Origin of the sequence: Pantoea sp. MQR6 (assembly GCF_022761075.1) — a bacterium.
GTDB lineage: Bacteria > Pseudomonadota > Gammaproteobacteria > Enterobacterales > Enterobacteriaceae > Pantoea > Pantoea phytostimulans.
In genome coordinates, this window is record NZ_JAKYXB010000002.1 from 96,527 (window position 1) to 116,390 (window position 19,864).

Annotated in this window: 15 protein-coding genes; 8 read left to right on the forward strand and 7 right to left on the reverse strand. The window is 51.3% G+C overall.

Features of this window, described 5'->3' with window-relative positions:
- Window positions 1–12 precede the first annotated feature (12 nt).
- The gene (locus MUG06_RS10645) at window positions 13–1,008 is read right to left on the reverse strand and encodes an aldo/keto reductase (protein WP_243078581.1); all 996 of its coding nucleotides are present in this window, start codon (window positions 1,006–1,008) and stop codon (window positions 13–15) included.
- A gap of 98 nt (window positions 1,009–1,106) precedes the next feature.
- On the opposite strand from MUG06_RS10645, the gene MUG06_RS10650 reads away from it, so the two are divergent.
- Window positions 1,107–2,006, forward strand: coding sequence for a LysR family transcriptional regulator (locus tag MUG06_RS10650; protein ID WP_243078582.1), 900 nt, complete (start codon window positions 1,107–1,109; stop codon window positions 2,004–2,006).
- Window positions 2,007–2,721: 715 nt separating this feature from the next.
- On the opposite strand, the gene lpdA is transcribed toward MUG06_RS10650, so the two are convergent.
- The 4 genes from lpdA to pdhR form a co-directional block, all read right to left on the reverse strand.
- Window positions 2,722–4,146, reverse strand: coding sequence for a dihydrolipoyl dehydrogenase (lpdA, locus tag MUG06_RS10655; RefSeq protein WP_243078815.1), 1,425 nt, complete (start codon window positions 4,144–4,146; stop codon window positions 2,722–2,724).
- Window positions 4,147–4,305: 159 nt separating this feature from the next.
- The gene (gene aceF, locus MUG06_RS10660) at window positions 4,306–6,204 is read right to left on the reverse strand and encodes a pyruvate dehydrogenase complex dihydrolipoyllysine-residue acetyltransferase (RefSeq protein ID WP_243078583.1); all 1,899 of its coding nucleotides are present in this window, start codon (window positions 6,202–6,204) and stop codon (window positions 4,306–4,308) included.
- A 14-nt stretch (window positions 6,205–6,218) separates the two neighbouring features.
- Window positions 6,219–8,885 carry a pyruvate dehydrogenase (acetyl-transferring), homodimeric type gene (gene aceE / locus MUG06_RS10665; protein WP_243078584.1) on the reverse strand — a complete coding sequence of 889 codons (2,667 nt, stop codon included), beginning with the start codon at window positions 8,883–8,885 and terminating at the stop codon, window positions 6,219–6,221.
- Between the two features lie 103 nt (window positions 8,886–8,988).
- Window positions 8,989–9,753 (reverse strand): pyruvate dehydrogenase complex transcriptional repressor PdhR, encoded by a 765-nt coding sequence (gene pdhR / locus MUG06_RS10670; protein WP_215847615.1) that lies wholly within the window; start codon window positions 9,751–9,753, stop codon window positions 8,989–8,991.
- A 516-nt stretch (window positions 9,754–10,269) separates the two neighbouring features.
- Here pdhR and aroP point away from each other — a divergent pair.
- The 3 genes from aroP to MUG06_RS10685 all read left to right on the forward strand — a co-directional run bounded on the left by aroP (window position 10,270) and on the right by MUG06_RS10685 (window position 14,169).
- Window positions 10,270–11,625, forward strand: coding sequence for an aromatic amino acid transporter AroP (gene aroP, locus MUG06_RS10675; protein ID WP_243078585.1), 1,356 nt, complete (start codon window positions 10,270–10,272; stop codon window positions 11,623–11,625).
- A 175-nt stretch (window positions 11,626–11,800) separates the two neighbouring features.
- On the forward strand, window positions 11,801–13,213 hold the full coding sequence (locus MUG06_RS10680; protein WP_243078586.1) for an MFS transporter: 1,413 nt from the start codon (window positions 11,801–11,803) through the stop codon (window positions 13,211–13,213).
- A complete protein-coding gene (locus MUG06_RS10685; RefSeq protein WP_243078587.1) occupies window positions 13,210–14,169 on the forward strand; it encodes a family 43 glycosylhydrolase in 960 nt (319 codons plus the stop codon). Before MUG06_RS10680 ends, MUG06_RS10685 begins: the two co-directional genes overlap by 4 nt.
- Here the strand turns inward: MUG06_RS10685 and ampE are convergent.
- The gene (gene ampE / locus MUG06_RS10690; RefSeq protein WP_215847619.1) at window positions 14,151–15,005 is read right to left on the reverse strand and encodes a beta-lactamase regulator AmpE; all 855 of its coding nucleotides are present in this window, start codon (window positions 15,003–15,005) and stop codon (window positions 14,151–14,153) included. The genes MUG06_RS10685 and ampE overlap by 19 nt on opposite strands.
- Window positions 15,006–15,030: 25 nt before the next feature.
- On the reverse strand, window positions 15,031–15,573 hold the full coding sequence (gene ampD / locus MUG06_RS10695; RefSeq protein WP_243078588.1) for a 1,6-anhydro-N-acetylmuramyl-L-alanine amidase AmpD: 543 nt from the start codon (window positions 15,571–15,573) through the stop codon (window positions 15,031–15,033).
- A 197-nt stretch (window positions 15,574–15,770) separates the two neighbouring features.
- Here ampD and nadC point away from each other — a divergent pair, with 197 nt between their 5' ends.
- The 4 genes from nadC (at window position 15,771) to hofC (ending at window position 19,863) form a co-directional block, all read left to right on the forward strand.
- Window positions 15,771–16,667 carry a carboxylating nicotinate-nucleotide diphosphorylase gene (gene nadC / locus MUG06_RS10700; protein WP_243078589.1) on the forward strand — a complete coding sequence of 299 codons (897 nt, stop codon included), beginning with the start codon at window positions 15,771–15,773 and terminating at the stop codon, window positions 16,665–16,667.
- Between the two features lie 176 nt (window positions 16,668–16,843).
- Window positions 16,844–17,299: a prepilin peptidase-dependent pilin gene (ppdD, locus tag MUG06_RS10705; protein WP_243078590.1), complete on the forward strand. Its 456-nt coding sequence runs from the start codon at window positions 16,844–16,846 to the stop codon at window positions 17,297–17,299.
- Window positions 17,286–18,671 carry a type II secretion system protein GspE gene (gspE, locus tag MUG06_RS10710; RefSeq protein ID WP_243078591.1) on the forward strand — a complete coding sequence of 462 codons (1,386 nt, stop codon included), beginning with the start codon at window positions 17,286–17,288 and terminating at the stop codon, window positions 18,669–18,671. Before ppdD ends, gspE begins: the two co-directional genes overlap by 14 nt.
- Window positions 18,664–19,863, forward strand: coding sequence for a protein transport protein HofC (gene hofC, locus MUG06_RS10715; protein ID WP_243078592.1), 1,200 nt, complete (start codon window positions 18,664–18,666; stop codon window positions 19,861–19,863). Before gspE ends, hofC begins: the two co-directional genes overlap by 8 nt.
- Window position 19,864 lies beyond the last annotated feature (1 nt).

The window sequence follows — 19,864 nt, forward strand, 5'->3', positions numbered from 1 at the left end:
ATGAGGAGCAGATTATGGGTTATCAACCAGGCCCATTTCTGCGCGGGAATAGCGTTCACCCTGAACGTTCTGCGCGGCAAAGAGCGCATCGAGTTGAGCTACATCTGCCGCCTGTAGCCTGACATTGACTGCCGCACAGTTATCTTCCAGATGATGAATTTTACTGGCGCCCGGAATCGGTACAATATCTTCTCCTTTTGCTAATACCCACGCCAATGCCATTTGTGCCGCAGTAATATCATAACCTTGTGCCATTTTAGTGAGTTGATTAACTAACTTTTGGTTATGCTCCTGCGCCTGTTGCTGAAAACGCGGTAAACCGCGACGGAAATCATCTTCCGCGAATGTGTGACTTAGCTTGCCCGTCAGGAAACCGCGTCCGAGTGGGCTGTAAGGCACGAATCCGATGTTTAACTGACGACAGGCCGCTAAAATTCCCTGCTCCGGGTCGCGCGTCCATAACGAATATTCACTTTGTACCGCTGAGATAGGATGTACCGCATGCGCACGATGCAAGGTCGCTGCAGAGATTTCTGACAGCCCGAGATAGCGAACTTTGCCCTCCTTCACTAACGCCGCCATCACACCTACCACCTCTTCAATCGGCACGTTGGGATCGAGGCGATGCTGATAAAGAAGCTCAATGGTTTCCACCCCTAAACGCTGTAACGATCCTTCTACTGCGCGGCGGATATGTGCCGGATCGCTGTTTACGCCCGTGACGCGCTGCCAACCCTCGCCCTCTTCATTAATGCGGAAACCAAACTTCGTGGCGATTTTTACCTGACCATGCCGACCTTTAATCGCTTTCGCGATCAGTTCCTCATTGGTAAAAGGCCCGTACACTTCAGCGGTATCGAGAAAATCCACGCCCAGATCGAATGCACGATTAAGCGTGTTTAGTGCCTGCTGCGCATCATTTTGGCCATAAGCGAACGTCATCCCCATGCAGCCTAAACCCAATGCTGATACGCGTAATCCCTGATTGCCCAATTGACGTTGTTGCATGGTTCTCTCCTCGTTGTGTTCAGTGTTAATGTTATAACCCTCAACAATCACGGCAACAATTGTGCTTATCTTGCCGATTTAGTGAGTAAAACTCAGCAATGACCCATCATCGCGCCACGCTTCAGGAACTTGAAATGTTCGCTGCTATCGCTCAGCACCGCAGCTTTCGTAAGGCTGCAGAGGAGCGAAATGTCACGCCTTCTGCACTCAGTCACGCCATGCGCAATTTTGAGCAGCGCCTGGACGTGCGGCTGTTAAATCGCACTACACGTAATGTGGCGCTGACCGAAGCGGGCGAACGTTTTCTCCAGCGCATTCAACCCGCTTTACTCGACTTGTCCCAGGCGGTGGATGAACTCAATGACTGGCGCAGCGATCCGCGTGGAACCCTAAAGCTCAATATGCCGCGCTCGGCAGAAGCCTTGTTCTTCGACTCGCTGATTTTGCCGTTTGTGCAGCGCTATCCTGAGATTACGCTTGAGATCGACAGCAACGATGCGCTGGTAGATATCATTGATGCTGGATATGACGCGGGTATTCGCTACGGCGATGTACTGGCGCAGGACATGATTGCCCTGCCTTTCGGCCCGCCAATGCGCGCGCTGGCGGTGGCAAGCCCTGCTTATATTGCGCGCTACGGCGCACCGCAAACGCCAGATGCCCTACTGAAATTTCCCTGTATTGAGCGCCGCTTTCCCAGCGGCCGTCGTTATCGTTGGGAGTTTTGGACGGAGGGACGGAAACAGGAAGTCTCTGTCAGCGGCACGCTGGTCCTGGATAATAACGAACGTATTTTGCAGGCGGCGCTGGCAGGTGCAGGGATCGCCTTTTTGCACCAGGCTACCGTGGAACAAAGCCTGGATGAAGGGACGTTAGTGGAGGTACTCGCGGAATATACTGGCTATGCAGAAGGGTTCTGGCTCTATTATCCCAGCCGTCGTTATTTATCGACGCCGCTAAGACATTTCATTAACTGGTTGCGAGAGAATAAGGATTGAGCCAATCAATAATTACATTTAAATAAATCATTAAAATTAAGAAATTGAGCGATAAAAAAGCGAGCCATATTGAACACGGCTTGCTTTGATGACATTAAAAGAGAAATCAATATACCCTTCATTACGCAAAGCCAAACGACACTCGCCTCATTAAAAAATCAAGCCAGATAAAAACCCAACTTTGACTTTTTAATTTTATGAATCGCATTACAATCTCACTCATTAACTTACTTAAATTCAATAAAAAAACAAACGTAAGGGAATAAAAAAGAGAAATAAAATAAGACGTGAGTCGAGAGCCGGTGGGCGTTTGAGGCTTCCTGCCTCAGTTATCAGCCTTAGGGAGAAGGAGAAATCCCCACTGATAATATCGCTTGCATAAAAAAAGAGACGTTATTATGAAGTCTAAATAGGGGTTACTCATAATTTATGGCTAATACTTTTAGGGTTAACGCTAGCGCGTTGCTACGCCTTATGTGAGGTAAGGTTAAACGTAATGATCATCAAACTTTCGGCTGTGCTTAATGAAGAAAAAAGGCAGTAAGCACTTCGTTAAGTGCGGAGTTCACGCTGCCATTTCTGATAATGTAAATATTAGCTTTAGCGACCTTTATCCGTTATAACTATTCCATTTTCTTATTTTTTTAATACTTTTAAAGGGATGCGTAATAAAAAACGGCTCCTTTCGGAGCCGCTTAATTAATTACGCAGGCGCTTATTTCTTTTTCGCTTTCGCGTTTGGCAGATCGGTGATGCTGCCTTCAAAGATTTCTGCCGCCAGACCAACGGATTCATGCAGCGTTGGGTGAGCATGGATAGTCAATGCGATATCTTCCGCATCGCAGCCCATCTCAATCGCCAGGCCGATTTCGCCCAGCAGCTCGCCGCCGTTAGTCCCGACAACGGCGCCACCAATCACACGGTGCGTTTCTTTGTCGAAAATCAGCTTGGTCATGCCGTCTGCACAGTCAGAAGCGATAGCACGACCTGAAGCAGCCCACGGGAAAGTGGACGTTTCATAGCTAATGCCTTTCTCTTTCGCTTCTTTCTCGGTCAGACCCACCCAGGCAACTTCTGGCTCGGTGTAAGCAATTGATGGAATCACTTTTGGATCAAAGTAGTGCTTCAGACCAGAAATCACTTCAGCGGCAACGTGACCTTCGTGCACACCTTTGTGCGCCAGCATTGGCTGACCGACGATATCGCCGATAGCGTAGATGTGCGGCACATTGGTACGCATTTGCTTGTCAACGCGGATGAAGCCACGATCGTCCACTTCCACGCCCGCTTTACCCGCATCAAGACCTTTACCGTTTGGCACACGACCAATCGCAACCAGCACCGCATCATAACGCTGCGCTTCGCCCGGGGCTTTTTTGCCTTCCATAGAAACGTAGATGCCGTCATCTTTCGCTTCAACAGCGGTGACTTTCGTTTCCAGCATCAAGTTGAATTTCTTGCTGATGCGTTTGGTAAAGACTTTCACTACGTCTTTATCGGCAGCCGGGATCACCTGGTCGAACATTTCAACCACATCGATCTCTGAACCCAGCGCTTTATAAACGGTCGCCATTTCCAGACCGATAATACCGCCGCCCATAACCAGCAGACGTTTCGGCACTTCTTTCAGCTCCAGCGCGTCTGTGGAATCCCATACGCGGGGATCTTCATGAGGAATAAATGGCAGTTCAATTGGACGTGAACCCGCAGCGATAATGGCGTTGTCGAAGTTAATGGTGGTTGATCCACCTTCGCCTTCAACCACCAGCGTGTTGGCACCCGTGAATTTGCCGAGGCCAGTAACCACGTTCACTTTACGGCCTTTCGCCATACCCGCGAGGCCACCAGTCAACTGGTTGATAACCTTCTCTTTCCAGGAACGAATTTTGTTGATGTCAGTTTGCGGCTGGCCAAACACGATACCGTGCTCTTCCAGAGCTTTGGCTTCGTCGATCACTTTGGCGACGTGCAGCAGCGCTTTTGACGGGATACAGCCTACGTTCAGACAAACACCACCGAGGGTGCTGTAACGCTCAACGATTACGGTTTCCAGACCTAAATCAGCGCAACGGAAGGCTGCAGAGTAACCTGCAGGACCTGCCCCAAGTACCACGACTTGAGTTTTAATCTCTGTACTCATCATGACCTCTTATTTGATATCCGGCGGGTCAGACGTTCTTATGATGCCCTTGTTCCACCGGGACTTTCACCGCAAGAGTTTACAGAATTGTTAACAAACTGCCAACCGCGGTGCTACGAATGTTACAAGAAGGCCGGCATCTGCCGGCCTTGTTTGTACTTACATCACCAGACGACGAATATCTGCTAACAGGTTGCCAACGATGGTAATGAAACGTGCACCATCAGCACCGTCAATGACACGGTGATCGAAGGAAAGAGAGATTGGCATCATCAGACGCGGCGCAAACTCTTTACCGTTCCATACCGGCTCCATGGCAGACTTGGAGACACCAAGGATAGCCACTTCTGGCGCGTTAACGATCGGTGCGAAGTGAGTCGTACCCAAACCGCCAAGGCTGGAGATCGTAAAGCATCCGCCCTGCATGTCGCCCGCAGTCAGCTTGCCATCGCGCGCTTTCTTCGAGATCGCCATCAGCTCACGAGACAGCTCGGTGATGCCTTTCTTGTTCACGTCTTTAAATACCGGAACAACCAGGCCATTTGGTGTATCCACTGCCACACCGATGTTGATGTATTTCTTCAACGTCAGCTTCTGCGCATCTTCGGACAGCGAGCTGTTGAAGCGTGGCATCTGCTCAAGAGCAGCGGCAACCGCTTTCATGATGAACACTACTGGCGTGAATTTCACATCCAGTTTACGTTTCTCAGCTTCAGCGTTCTGCTGCTTACGGAAGGCTTCCAGCTCGGTGATATCTGTTTTATCGAAATGCGTAACGTGAGGGATCATCACCCAGTTACGGCTCAGGTTCGCACCAGAAATTTTCTGAATACGACCCAGTTCGACTTCTTCGATTTCGCCAAACTTGCTGAAGTCGACTTTCGGCCATGGCAACATGCCCGGCAAACCGCCACCGCTGGCTGCAGTCGGTGCTGCTTCCGCACGTTTAACCGCATCTTTCACGTAAGACTGTACGTCTTCTTTCAGGATGCGACCTTTACGGCCGGTGCCTTTCACTTTCGCCAGGTTAACACCGAACTCACGGGCCAGACGACGGATAACCGGCGTGGCATGTACGTAAGCATCATTCTCTGCAAACTCGCCTTTGGCTTCGGCTTTCGCCGGTGCCGCAGCGGGTTTAGCGTCAGTTTTGGCAGGTGCCGCAGTCTCTTGCTTCGCTGCTGGAGCTGGAGCCGCAGCCGGTGCTGCACCTTCAACTTCGAACTCCATGATCAGTGAACCGGTGCTGACTTTATCGCCCGTCGACACTTTCAGCGCTTTCACGGTGCCGGCGAACGGTGCAGGCACTTCCATCGAAGCCTTATCGCCTTCAACCACAATCAGTGATTGCTCAGCTTCGACTTTGTCGCCGACTTTCACCAGAACTTCGGTCACTTCGACTTCATCGCCGCCGATATCCGGCACGTTGACGTCTTTGGCGCCCGCAGCGGCGGCAGGAGCCGTTGCTGCTGCTTCTTTCACTTCTGGCTTCGCTTCGGCCGCAGGTGCTGCGCCTTCTGCTTCAAACACCATAATGTGAGAACCGGTATTCACTTTGTCACCGGTAGAGATTTTGATCTCTTTCACGGTGCCAGCGAACGGAGCCGGCACTTCCATCGAGGCTTTGTCGCCTTCAACCACAATCAGTGATTGTTCAGCTTCCACTTTGTCACCGACTTTCACCAAAATCTCTGTGACTTCGACTTCATCGCCGCCGATATCCGGGACGTTGACGTCTTTGCTCGAGGTAGCAGTAGCAGCGGCTGGCGCTGGCGCCGCCTCTGATTTTTTCTCTTCCGCTGGCGCTGGCGCAGCTTCTGCTGCACCTTCTGCGTCAAACATCATGATCAAAGAGCCCGTTTCGACTTTATCGCCGGTAGAAATTTTAATCTCTTTAACCACGCCGGCCTGCGGTGAAGGCACTTCCATCGAAGCTTTGTCGCCTTCCACGGTGATCAGCGACTGCTCGGCTTCCACCTTGTCGCCAACTTTGACCAGAATTTCGGTGACTTCAACTTCATCAGACCCGATGTCCGGTACCTTAATTTCGATAGCCATTACTCTTTTACCTCTTAAGCCAGACGCGGGTTAACTTTATCGGCATCGATATTGAACTTGGTAATCGCTTCCGCTACCACTTTCTTATCGATTTCGCCACGTTTAGCCAGCTCGCCCAGTGCCGCAACCACCACATAAGAAGCATCAACTTCGAAGTGATGACGCAGATTTTCACGGCTATCCGAACGACCAAAGCCGTCGGTACCCAACACGCGATAATCGCTAGCAGGGACATAGCTGCGAACCTGCTCGGCAAACAGTTTCATGTAGTCGGTTGACGCCACCGCTGGCGCATCACTCATTACCTGAGCGATGTAAGGAACGCGTGCTTCTTCGGTCGGATGCAGCATGTTCCAGCGCTCACAATCCTGGCCATCACGCGCCAGTTCGGTGAACGAGGTGACGCTGAATACGTCAGAACCGATGCCGTAATCTTTCGCCAGGATCTGCGCAGCTTCACGCACATGACGCAGGATTGAACCTGAACCCAACAGCTGGACTTTACCTTTGCTGCCTTCCACGGTTTCCAGCTTGTAGATACCTTTACGGATACCTTCTTCAACGCCTTGCGGCATCGCTGGCATGCGGTAGTTTTCGTTCAGCGTGGTGATGTAGTAATAAATATTTTCCTGCGCTTCGCCATACATACGTTTCAGGCCATCTTGCATGATGACAGCCACTTCGTAGGCATAAGACGGATCGTAAGAAATACAGTTCGGGATAGTCAGCGACTGAATATGGCTGTGACCATCTTCATGCTGCAGACCTTCGCCGTTCAGCGTGGTACGACCGGAAGTACCGCCGACCAGGAAGCCGCGCGCCTGTTGGTCGCCCGCCAGCCACATCAAATCACCAATACGTTGGAAACCGAACATCGAGTAATAGATGTAGAACGGAATCATTGGCAAGTTGTTGGTGCTGTAAGAGGTCGCCGCCGCCAGCCAGGATGAACCTGCACCCAGCTCGTTGATCCCTTCCTGCAGAATTTGACCTTTCTCGTCTTCTTTATAGTAAGCAACCTGCTCACGGTCCTGCGGGGTATATTGCTGACCGTTCGGGCTGTAAATACCAATCTGACGGAACAGACCTTCCATACCAAAGGTACGCGCTTCGTCAGCAAGGATAGGAACCAGACGATCTTTGATCGACTTGTTCTTCAGCATCACGTTCAGGGCACGCACGAAGGCGATGGTGGTAGAGATCTCTTTGTTCTGCTCTTCCAGCAGCGCACCGAACTCTTCCAACGCAGGCATTTCCAGTTTTTCAGTAAACTGTGGCTGACGTGAAGGCAGATAACCGCCTAACTTCTCGCGCTGAGCGTGCAGATAGGTGTGCTCTTCAGAACCTTCTTCGAAGGTGACGTAAGGCAGCTCTTCAATTTTTTCATCGGCAACAGGCACGTTGAAGCGATCGCGGATATAGCGAACGCCGTCCATGTTCATTTTCTTCACCTGGTGAGCAATGTTCTTGCCTTCCGCGGTGTCGCCCATACCATAACCTTTGATGGTGTGCGCCAGAATCAGAACCGGTTTGCCTTTGGTGTCTTGCGCTTTTTTCAGTGCTGCATAGACTTTCTTCGGATCGTGGCCGCCACGGTTCAATGCCCAGATTTCATCATCGGACAGATCTTTAACCAGCTCAGCTGTTTCCGGATATTTACCAAAGAAATGCTCACGCACGTAAGCGCCGTCACGTGATTTGAAGGTCTGATAATCGCCATCAACGGTTTCGTTCATCAGTTGGATCAGTTTGCCGCTGGTATCTTTACGCAGCAACTCATCCCAACGACCGCCCCAGATCACTTTGATCACTTCCCAGCCTGCACCAGCGAAGATGCCTTCCAGCTCATTGATGATCTTGCCGTTACCAGTGACCGGACCATCCAGACGCTGCAGGTTACAGTTGATGATGAAGACCAGGTTATCCAGTTTTTCACGGGTGGCGATAGTGATCGCACCTTTGGATTCTGGCTCATCCATCTCACCATCACCCAGGAAGGCGTAAACGGTTTGTGCTGAGGTATCTTTCAGGCCGCGGTGTTCCAGATATTTCAGGAACTTAGCCTGATAAATTGCCGTCAATGGACCAAGGCCCATGGAAACGGTCGGGAACTGCCAGAATTCTGGCATCAGTTTCGGGTGCGGATATGATGACAAACCTTTGCCATCCACTTCCTGACGGAAGTTATTCATTTGCTCTTCGGTCAGACGACCTTCGAGGAACGCACGCGCATAGATACCTGGAGAAATGTGACCCTGGAAATAAACCAGATCGCCGCCATCTTTGTCACTGCGCGCGCGGAAGAAGTGGTTAAAGCACACTTCATAAATGGTTGCAGAAGACTGGAAGGAAGAGAGGTGGCCGCCCAGCTCCAGATCTTTCTTCGATGCACGTAGCACCGACATGACAGCGTTCCAGCGGATTGCGGAACGGATACGACGTTCAAGAGAGGTATTCCCCGGATAATCCGGTTCATCTTCAACGGCAATAGAGTTGATGTAGTTGCTGATTGCAGAGGAACCTGCAGCAACTTTCACGCCGCCTTTGCGGGCTGCACCCAGTACCTGATCAATCAGATACTGCGCACGTTCTACACCTTCTTCACGGATGACCGATTCGATCGCCTGTAGCCAGTCACGAGTTTCGATCGGATCCACGTCATTGTGTAAACGTTCTGACATGGGTGTGTTCCTTATCTGTGTCTAATACGTTGAATAATCGGGAGCCTGTAAAGCTTAAGGGAGACAGGCTCGTCGCACATGTCCGCACGATCTGTGTCGCACGTTATTCCTTACGTTGCTGTAAACGACGTAGGGAGCGTTCTCGACGGCTCTGCTCCCGACTTCTGTCCAGCAAGATTTCCTCTATGAACGCCAGGTGACGATGTGAAGCTTCGCGTGCTTGTTCTGGCTCACGAGCCACAATCGCCTCAAATATACTGGCGCGGTGACCACTCACTTTCGCCAGCATTTCTCGGCGCGAGTAGAGTAATTCGAAATTCTGGCGGACGTTTTTCTCCAGCATCGGCCCCATCGAGCGTAGCAAATGCAATAGCACAACGTTATGGGCCGCTTCTGTGACAGCAATTTGATACTGCATTACTGCGTCCGCTTCGGCGTCTAAATCGCCGCTATCTTGCGCCTGCTGAATCTGAACATGGCAGTCACGAATACGCTGCACATCATCTTCTGTACCACGCAGTGCCGCGTAATAGGCGGCGATACCTTCAAGCGCGTGACGCGTTTCCAGCAGGTCAAACTGTGATTCCGGATGGTCGGCGAGAAGCTCAACGAGCGGATCGCTCATGCTTTGCCAGAGATGTTCTTGTACGAACGTTCCGCCGCCTTGACGGCGTAACAACAATCCTTTGGCTTCTAAGCGCTGGATTGCCTCGCGGAGTGACGGACGTGAGACATCGAATTGTTTGGCGAGTTCGCGCTCTGGGAGCAGCTTCTCTCCCGGACGAAGCGTCCCTTCCATAATCAACGATTCGAGCTGTTGCTCGATTGCGTCGGAGAGCTTGGGTTGGCGAATCTTACTGTAAGCCATCTTCCCTTCTTATTATGCCAATCGTCCGGAGTAAATTGGTAATACCAATTGCAAAATGGTGGCCGTAAAGTAACAAAGTATTCACCTTGTGTCTATATGGCTTCCGTCACATATCAATCCAGTGCTGCCATGGCCTGACGCTAAGTTACCGTTAAAAAAATGAAAAATTAGTGTCACGCCAAATGTTAAATATTTTCACTTTTACCAAACCTTACACGCGGTTAGTGAATTAAGACACGTCTTACCATAAGGCAAACTTATTCGTGTTTAGTGTTATTTCGTGGCAGAAATTCTGCTGCATTTTTTATGTAAGAAACGGCGGATTTTAGGCCAACTCCCCGCACGAAAAGCGAAAGCAGGTGCAAAGCGATGCGCTTATCACTATTCTTGTCGCCAGGGTAGCAGTGAGCAGCATATCGCTCGCCTGATACCGTAAAAAAATCAATACGTTAATGTAACCACTTCATTACAGCGAACTTGCGCTGCGAGCGAAGAATTCAACATCACGAGGTTTGTATGGAACAACAGCACGGCGAAGCGCTGCAGCGCGGTCTTAAGAACCGCCATATTCAGCTGATCGCGCTGGGTGGTGCGGTGGGGACCGGTCTATTTCTGGGCAGTGCATCGGTCATAAAATCTGCCGGACCGGCCGTTATTCTGGGTTATGCCATCGCTGGCTTTATCGCTTTTCTCATCATGCGTCAGTTGGGCGAAATGGTGGTTGAAGAGCCGGTTGCAGGCAGCTTTAGCCACTTTGCCTATAAATACTGGGGCAACTTTGCAGGTTTCGCTTCAGGCTGGAACTATTGGGTTCTGTATGTCCTAGTGGCAATGGCGGAACTCACTGCGGTAGGCAAATACATTCAGTTCTGGTGGCCAGACTTCCCCACCTGGGCTTCGGCAGCTATCTTCTTCGTGATGATCAACGCCATCAACCTGACCAATGTAAAAGTGTTTGGTGAGATGGAATTCTGGTTCGCCATTATTAAAGTGGTTGCCGTTATTGGTATGATCCTGTTTGGCGGCTGGCTGCTGTTCAGCGGTCACGGCGGCCCGCAAGCCACGGTAAGAAACCTGTGGGAACAAGGCGGATTCTTCCCGAACGGTTTTGGCGGCTTGGTGATGGTGATGGCCATTATCATGTTCTCGTTTGGTGGCCTGGAACTGGTTGGGATCACGGCGGCAGAAGCTGACAATCCAGAAACCAGTATTCCGAAAGCGACTAACCAAGTGCTGTGGCGCATCCTGATCTTTTATATCGGTTCTCTGACCGTATTGCTGTCACTGATGCCGTGGACACGCGTCACCGCTGAAACCAGCCCGTTCGTCTTTATCTTCCACGAATTAGGTGATGCCATGGTGGCTAACGCCCTAAACGTGGTGATCCTGACAGCGGCGTTATCGGTTTATAACAGCTGTGTTTACTGCAACAGCCGTATGCTGTTTGGTCTGGCGCAACAAGGCAATGCGCCAAAAGCACTGCTTAAAGTTGATCGCCGCGGCGTGCCGGTTATGACAATTCTGGTTTCAGCCGTTGCTACCGCGCTGTGTGTGTTGATCAACTACCTGATGCCAGGCGAAGCGTTCGGTCTGCTGATGTCGCTGGTGGTTTCCGCGCTGGTGATCAACTGGGCGATGATCAGCCTTGCTCACCTGAAATTCCGCAGGAAGAAAGATCAGCAAGGCGTGACAACGCGCTTCAAAGCGCTGTTCTACCCAATCGGTAACTGGATTTGCCTGGTGTTTCTGGCCGGTATTTTGGTGCTCATGGCTATCACGCCGGGCATGGCCATTTCTGTCTGGCTGATCCCCGTCTGGTTGGTGATTTTGGGCATTGGTTACATGATTAAAAAGCACACGCAGAAAGCTTAATCTGCTGCCCGCCGACGTTTGTTAAACCTCGGCGGGTTTTCTTTCAAACTTCTGATCTCAGTCACACTTCTCCCTCCACGCCTGTTTTGTCCATCTTAGTGACGAATTGTTGCCAGCCATGATATTGATTTAACGATGATAATTCCTGCTCACACCGGATGCGCAGGAGAAGACCATGAAAGGTGCAGCCCTCTCATTTCGAGAAAAGCTTGGATACGGCATGGGCGATGCCGGATGTAACATGATTGGCGGTGCCATCATGCTATTCCTCAACTATTTCTATACCGATGTTTTTGGCCTGGCCCCCGCGCTGGTGGGCACGTTATTGCTTTCAGTTCGCGTACTGGATGCGGTGACCGATCCGATTATGGGTGCCATTGCTGACCGCACTCAAAGCCGTTGGGGACGTTTCCGTCCATGGCTACTCTGGATTTCCGTACCTTATGTGTTGTTCAGCGTCATGATGTTTACTACGCCGGACTGGCGCTACGAATACAAGGTGATCTGGGCTTTCGTCACCTACTTCCTGATGTCGCTAACCTACACCGCGATAAATATCCCTTACTGCTCACTGGGTGGCGTCATTACTAACGATCCCAGCGAACGCGTTTCCTGTCAGTCTTACCGCTTCGTGATGGTGGGAATTGCGACACTGATTTTGTCGCTCTCTTTGCTCCCTATGGCGGAATGGTTTGGTGGAGAGGACAAAGCGCGCGGTTATCAAATGGCGATGGGCGTACTCGCTCTGATTGGGCTGGGTATGTTTCTGTTCTGTTTTGCGAACGTGCGTGAACGCATCCACCCCGCCGTTCCGAGCCATGACGATTTGAAAAAGGATATGCGCGACGTCTGGAAAAACGATCAGTGGGTGCGCATTTTGCTGCTCACGTTCTGCAATGTTTGCCCTGGCTTCATTCGCATGGCGGCAACCATGTATTACGTGACGTGGGTAATGGGACAAAGCACGCACTTCGCCACGATTTTCATCAGTCTGGGCGTAATTGGCATGATGTTGGGCAGCACGCTGGCAAAAGTACTGACCGATCGCTGGTGCAAACTCAAAGTCTTTTTCTGGACCAATATCGCGCTGGCACTGTTTTCCTGCGGCTTTTATTGGATCGATCCGCACGCCACTGTCATGGTGGTGGTCGCCTACTTCCTGCTGAATATCCTGCATCAGATTCCTTCGCCGTTGCACTGGTCATTAATGGCTGACGTTGATGATTACGGTGAATGGAAAACCGGCAAGCGTATTACCGGGATGAGTTTTTCCGGCAATCTGTTCTTTTTGAAAGTAGGCCTGGCGGTCGCAGGCGCGATGGTGGGTTTTCTGTTGTCATTTTATGGCTACGATGCCGGCGCTAAACAGCAATCTCCGCAAGCCGTCAACGGCATCATATTGCTGTTCACTGTGATTCCCGGCGTAGGCTACTTGATTACTGCTGGTGTGGTTCGCCTGATGAAGGTAGACCGCAAAATGATGCAAACCATTCAGGCCGATCTGGCTCTGCGTCGAGAAAACTTCCGTGATTTACAACCGCTTCATCGACGCGACGGCGTCGCCACTCAAACTGGAGAAGTAAAATGAGCACTATCTTGCCGAATCCTTTTATCGAGCAGCGCGCTGATCCTTTTATTTTGCTTCATCAGCAGCACTATTATTTCATCGCGTCGGTGCCGGAATATGATCGTTTAGAGATTCGACGGGCCTCGTCACTGCAAGGACTACGCGATGCTGAAGCTGTTGTGGTGTGGCGCAAACCGGAAAGCGGCCCATGCAGCGAACTGATCTGGGCACCTGAACTGCATAATATTAATGGACAATGGGTAATCTATTTCGCCGCAGCCCCAACGCGTGACATCAAAGATGGGCTGTTTCAGCATCGTATGTATGCGCTGGTCTGCGACGACGCCGATCCTCTCAGCGGTCAATGGCAACCGTGCCGTCGCGTTTTCACCCACATTGACAGCTTTTCATTAGATGCCACGCACTTCGTTCATCAGGGAAAAAACTGGTATCTCTGGGCACAAAAAGATCCGACGATTCCCGGTAACTCCAACCTCTATCTCGCTGAATTACTCAATCCCTGGACGCTGAAAGGCACGCCAGTGATGCTAAGCCGCCCTGAATATGAGTGGGAATGTGCCGGGTTTAGCGTAAACGAAGGGCCTGCGGTGATTACCCATGGCCAGCGACTTTTTGTCAGTTATTCTGCTAGCGCAACGGACGAAAATTACTGTATGGGTCTGTTATCGATAGCGTTAGATGCACCGCTGTTACAGCCTGAAGCGTGGCACAAATCTGCACGTCCAGTATTTGGTTCAAGCTGGGATAACCATCAATATGGTCCGGGGCATAACTGCTTCACGCAAGATGAGGAAGGCCGGGATGTGCTGGTGTATCACGCACGTAACTACACCGAAATTGAGGGCGACCCGCTGTGGGACCCAAACCGCCACACGCGGCTGAAATACATTGAGTGGCGAGAAGACGGCACACCAGACTTTGGTGTACCGCCTGCCGATTACACTAACGTGCCGTAAATTGTTAGCAACGCTACAACGACAACTAACACCAGCGAAATACGCTTGGCTAACGCCACCGCAACACGTGGCGTTTCAACTTTATCCGTATGCGGATCACGCTCCAGCGAGAACTGCGCCAGGCTGGTTAATACCTGATATTGCGAACGGTGACGATCGGTCAGCGAAGCAAACCAGGCCGGCAAGGCTTTTTCGCCGTGTCCTAGCAGGGCATAAGCGACACCCGCCAGTCGGACCGGGATCCAGTCCACAAGATGCAAAATGCCATCAACACCTGATTGCGCTCGCGCCATCGGTGTTTGATGTTTTGCCAACCAACTTTGCCAGGCACGTAAAAAAGCGTATCCCACCAGCAAAACCGGCCCCCACGCGCCACCTGCCACAAACCAGAACAGCGGAGCGAGGTAGAAACGGAAGTTAATCCAGATCAGCGCATTTTGCAGTTCCCGCAGAAACTCGCGCTCGCTGCATTCAACCGGCACCCCGTGAATAAGTGTTAATTCTGCAGCCATTGCCTGATGCGCAGCGGCATCGTCGTGGCTAGCCGCTTTTAAATAGTTGTGATAATGCAATCGCACCGAGCCTGCGCCAATACACAACAAACCGATCATAATCCAGAACAGCAGTTGCGCCACGCCAAACAGTAGCCCTTTTAGGCTCCACACTACCAGTGCTGTTATCGCCATCGCTAAAACCATCATGAGCAGCGTACGCATCATTGAAAAGTGCTGCCGACGACGAAACAGAGGCTCAAGCCGATGATCGAACTGCCAATGCTCGCCCAGTTTGAACAGGCGCTCCCAGCCTAAAACTAATAACAAGGTAAACAACGTCATACAGACTCCAGGAAAGTCAGAATTTTTATTGCGTTAACAGCTGCTTATAGTATTCCCAGTCAAAAGCAGGACCGGGATCAGTTTTACGTTCTGGCGCGATATCACTGTGCCCGGTAATCCGCGATGGCGTCAGCGGATACGTTTGCATCAGCAACTGCGTTACCTGCTGTAATGATTGATATTGTGCTTCGGTATAAGGCTCAACATCGGTGCCTTCAAGCTCAATACCGATCGAATAATCATTGCAGTTATCGCGCCCTCTAAACTGCGAAACGCCTGCATGCCAGGCGCGCTTATCAAAAGAGACATATTGAACAATTTCGCCATCGCGGCGAATCAAGCAATGTGCCGCAACGCGGAGGTGCGCAATATCGGCAAAATAAGGATGTGCATCCGCAGGCAAGGTGCCGGTAAACAGGCGATCAATCCACGGACCGCCAAATTCGCCCGGCGGTAAGCTGATGTTATGAATCACCAACAATGAAGGCGCTTCCTCTGCAGGACGATCGTTGCAGTGTGGCGAGGGCACCCGACGCGCATGGCTCAGCCAACCTTGTTCAATTTTCATGCCGATTTCCTTATACAAACCTGGCTGAGAATAACATGTATTTTAAGGGTTTCTTGCGTCTTAATGCGTCGATTCTGAGGCCAGGACAATATGCAAGTTAAGGATACTAAACAAAACCCTTCTCCTTGCTGGCATGAATATGCCTTTCAGGCTATTGTGAACGCCACATTCATTGACCCTTTTGGAGCAAAACGCTTATGTCTACGCGTCGTTATGATCCAGACAGCCGCCGTCAGGCGCTGATTGAGCGCATCGAAAATGATATCCCCGAAGCCGTTGCACGTGCTTTGCAGGAAGATCTTGGCGGCGATATCGATAGCGAGCGTGATATTACTGCGCAGCTTTTGCCAGCAGATACTCAAGCCCATGCACAAGTAATCACACGGGAAGCCGGTGTTTTCTGTGGTAAACGCTGGGTGGAAGAGGTGTTTAACCAACTGGGTTCACACGTCTCCCTGACCTGGCATATAGAAGATGGCCAGGCGGTGGAGCCTGATCAGCTGCTGTTCGAAATTGAAGGTTCTGCTCGCTTGTTACTGACTGCTGAGCGTACCGCGCTGAATTTCGTCCAAACGCTTTCAGGCGTGGCGAGTGAAGTCAGCCGTTACGTGAAGTTGCTGGAAGGCAGCCAAACACAGCTGCTGGATACACGAAAAACGTTGCCCGGCCTACGTACTGCGCTGAAATATGCGGTACTTTGCGGCGGCGGTAATAATCATCGACTGGGTCTGTCAGATGCCTTTTTAATCAAAGAAAATCATATTATTGCCAGTGGCTCGATTCGTCAGGCGGTAGAGAAAGCCTTCTGGCTGCACCCTGATGTGCCGGTAGAAGTCGAAGTTGAATCTATAGACGAATTGAACCAGGCGCTGGACGCCGCAGCCGATATCATCATGCTGGATAATTTCAGCCTTGATGAAATGCGTGAAGCCGTCAAAATTACGCATGGCCGTTCGCTGCTTGAGGTATCGGGTAACGTTACCGAAACCACGCTGCCACAAATCGCCCAAACCGGCGTGGATTATGTTTCTGTCGGCGCATTGACTAAACACGTGCGTGCACTCGACCTCTCTATGCGTTTTCAACAAAAATAGACCGCGAAGCCGGACGCCTGTTCCGGCTCATTTTGCGGGCTCGCTTCCACCGCTCTGCTCTTTTACCTGCAACATCACTGATTGCCTGCGTAATAACATCCATCCGCTAAAGACACCGCTGTCGCTGACCCTGCGATATTTTTTAGGCTGTCTCCTTCTTATTCAGGAGACATGCAATGAATGCTCAACGTGGTTTTACCTTAGTCGAATTGATGATTGTGGTGGGCATTGTTGCCATCCTCAGCGCCATCGGCCTCCCCGCTTATCAAAACTATCTGCAACGTGCAGCGCTTACCGACATGTTGCAAACCATGGTGCCCTATAAAACGGCGGTAGAACTTTGTGCCATCGAACGTGGAGGGCCAACGCAATGCCAGGCAGGGCAGCGCGGCATTCCTGCTGCCAAAGGCTCGCGCTATGTCTCTTCTTTGAGCGTAACCAATGGCGTCATTACGCTGTCAGGCCAGGAAAGCCTGAACGGCTTGAGCGTAGAGATGCTACCGATTTGGGACAGTAATGAAGGAGGCCTTAACTGGCAGCGTAGCTGTACCAGCAGTAATACCAGCCTGCGTGACAATTGCCTGGCGCAATTCCGCTTCGCGGATAAAGGAGCTGGCGATGAAAAAGTCTAAGAATGCAATCACTTCTCTGTGCCAGCGCCACCAGGCGATTGTGTTACACCACGATGCGACACAGCTACGCGTAGCGGTTACCGAATCGGTTCCTTCAGGCTTGGCTGAAGCACTGCATTTTGCCAGCCAGTGTCAGATTGAGATTGAGTGCTGGCCGCAGGCGCGGATGGATCAGTTTCAGCATGCCGAGCAGCCGCTAGTTGCCCGTGAAGCTACGCCAACCGAATCAGCCATTGAAGCCACGCAGCAGATTTTGCGTCAGGCGCTGCAGCGACGCGCTTCAGATATTCATATTGAACCTTTGCAGCATGGTTTAAGGATCAGGTTACGCATTGATGGCGTCCTTCATCCGCTCTCCTCATTGCCAGATACTCAACCTGCAGCGCTGTTAGCGAGGTTGAAAATTTTGGGTGGATTAGATATCGCTGAGCGTCGCTTACCGCAAGATGGGCAATTCAGCATGGAGATCGAAGGCAAACCGGCTTCTTTTCGCTTGTCCACGTTACCCATCAACCGTGGCGAAAAAGCGGTCGTGCGCCTGCTTCAAAGTGAAAATGCCGCTTTGTCGCTGGATAAACTGGGCTTGCCAGCCGCCCAGTTACGCCTTATCACGAGCGCATTAGCACAGCCACAAGGTTTGATTTTGGTTACTGGCCCCACCGGCAGCGGTAAAACTTTTACGCTGTATAGCGGGCTGAGCGCCCTCAATAAGCCAGAGAAAAATGTGTGCAGCGTTGAAGATCCCATTGAGATCCCGCTGCCTGGGATTAATCAGACGCAGATTAATCCCAAGTGTGGCCTTGATTTTAACCGCGTGTTGCGTGCCCTGCTGCGTCAGGATCCCGATGTCATTATGGTGGGTGAAATACGTGATGCAGAAACGGCAGAAATCGCCGTTAAGGCGGCACAAACCGGACATTTGGTGTTATCGACGCTTCACACTAATTCCACCGCAGAAACATTGACGCGATTGCGCCAAATGGGGATTCCTGGCTACCTGCTGGGCTCTGCGCTGCGCCTGATTGTTGCGCAGCGCTTAGTCAGGCGCTTATGTCCACACTGCCGCCAGCCTGCGCAGGCAGTCGCGCATTATCCCTCGGAACTTTGGCCTGGCACGCTACAAACCTGGCGAGCACCCGGCTGCGATCACTGTTTTTCCGGTTATTTTGGTCGACTGGCGCTGTTTGAACTGCTGCCTGTTACGGCCAAGCTTCAGAACGCTATTGCCGCTGAAATGCCGCTTGATAGCCTGCTGGCATTGGCAAAACAGCAAGGAATGCGATCGCTGCTGGCGGCAGGACTCGAAGCCGTTAGCCGGGGCGATACCTCGTTAGAGGAAATGCAACGCGTGATAGGACTCGACGATGGCTAATCTGTGTCTGTACAGTTGGCAAGCCGTCGACAGTAAAGGCGAACTGCAAAGTGGCAAAAGCCTGGCGCTTAATAGTGATCGACTGCTTGTGGATCTGACTGAAAACGATCTGCTGCCAATCAACTGGAAGCGAGATAAAGTCTGGTGCCAGCGCGACTGGAAATGGCAGCAGAAAATAGATCTGATTCGTCAACTTGCGACGCTACTAAAAGCAGGATTGCCCCTTTCAGAAGGATTAATACTGCTTGCTGAAGGGCATCCGCATAAAGGCTGGCAAGCCTTGCTTGTAGCGCTTCAGCAACGTGTGTTATCGGGTGAACCTTTTTCGCAGGCATTACGTGACTGGCCGCAGATTTTCCCGCCACTTTTTCCTGCATTGATGGAGGTGGGAGAATTAACCGGCCAGCTGGATATATGTTGCGCGCAATTGGCACACCAGCAGGCTCGGCAGCAACATCTCTGGAGTAAAGTGATCAAGGCGCTACGTTATCCGCTGTTTATTTTAATGGTGGCTATCGCGGTTTCGTGTGGGATGCTGCTTTTCGTGCTGCCTGAATTTGTCTCCGTTTACGCATCCTTTGATGCTCCCCTTCCCGCATTTACCGCAGCAGTCATGCAACTTTCCACCGGCTTGCAGTCATGGGGCTTACCGCTGACATTCCTGTTCATGTTCATTTTGCTGGGTTGGCGAGAGTTACGGCGTCGTTCAAGCGTCTGGCAGCGTTACGAACAGCGTATGCTTTTACGCATTCCAATATTGGCAGGATTGTGGCGTGGCAGCCAACTGACTCAGGTGTACACGATTTTGCAGCTAACCCAACAAGCCGGGCTGACATTGCTGCAAGGGTTGGAGGCTGTGCAGGTTACGCTCTCCTCATTGCTCTGGCGCGAAGCCATTGAGAGGCTGCAACAGCATATTTCGCAAGGAAAGCCACTGCATCAGGCACTCGATAATCATCCCTTGTTTACCGCACTGTGTGGCCAATTGGTGCGTGTTGGCGAAGAGGCTGGTGCATTAGATGTCATGCTGGCGCGTCTGGCTGAATGGCATGAAGATCAAACATTGAGCCGCGCAGATAGCCTCGCAGCCTCACTGGAACCAATGATGATGGTCATTATTGGGGGAATTGTCGGCACGCTGGTCATTGCCATGTACTTACCGGTTTTTGGTCTGGGCGATGCTATGCATTAGG

Excerpts from the sequence above, each read along its gene's own strand:
- pdhR (WP_215847615.1), bottom strand. The coding sequence starts at position 9,753 with ATGGCTTACAGTAAGATTCGCCAACCCAAGCTCTCCGACGCAATCGAG.
- aroP (WP_243078585.1), top strand. The coding sequence starts at position 10,270 with ATGGAACAACAGCACGGCGAAGCGCTGCAGCGCGGTCTTAAGAACCGC.
- MUG06_RS10645 (WP_243078581.1), bottom strand. The coding sequence starts at position 1,008 with ATGCAACAACGTCAATTGGGCAATCAGGGATTACGCGTATCAGCATTG.
- aceE (WP_243078584.1), bottom strand. The coding sequence starts at position 8,885 with ATGTCAGAACGTTTACACAATGACGTGGATCCGATCGAAACTCGTGAC.
- MUG06_RS10685 (WP_243078587.1), top strand. The coding sequence starts at position 13,210 with ATGAGCACTATCTTGCCGAATCCTTTTATCGAGCAGCGCGCTGATCCT.
- lpdA (WP_243078815.1), bottom strand. The coding sequence starts at position 4,146 with ATGAGTACAGAGATTAAAACTCAAGTCGTGGTACTTGGGGCAGGTCCT.
- MUG06_RS10650 (WP_243078582.1), top strand. The coding sequence starts at position 1,107 with ATGACCCATCATCGCGCCACGCTTCAGGAACTTGAAATGTTCGCTGCT.
- ampD (WP_243078588.1), bottom strand. The coding sequence starts at position 15,573 with ATGAAAATTGAACAAGGTTGGCTGAGCCATGCGCGTCGGGTGCCCTCG.
- hofC (WP_243078592.1), top strand. The coding sequence starts at position 18,664 with ATGGCTAATCTGTGTCTGTACAGTTGGCAAGCCGTCGACAGTAAAGGC.
- gspE (WP_243078591.1), top strand. The coding sequence starts at position 17,286 with ATGAAAAAGTCTAAGAATGCAATCACTTCTCTGTGCCAGCGCCACCAG.
- ampE (WP_215847619.1), bottom strand. The coding sequence starts at position 15,005 with ATGACGTTGTTTACCTTGTTATTAGTTTTAGGCTGGGAGCGCCTGTTC.
- MUG06_RS10680 (WP_243078586.1), top strand. The coding sequence starts at position 11,801 with ATGAAAGGTGCAGCCCTCTCATTTCGAGAAAAGCTTGGATACGGCATG.
- ppdD (WP_243078590.1), top strand. The coding sequence starts at position 16,844 with ATGAATGCTCAACGTGGTTTTACCTTAGTCGAATTGATGATTGTGGTG.
- nadC (WP_243078589.1), top strand. The coding sequence starts at position 15,771 with ATGTCTACGCGTCGTTATGATCCAGACAGCCGCCGTCAGGCGCTGATT.
- aceF (WP_243078583.1), bottom strand. The coding sequence starts at position 6,204 with ATGGCTATCGAAATTAAGGTACCGGACATCGGGTCTGATGAAGTTGAA.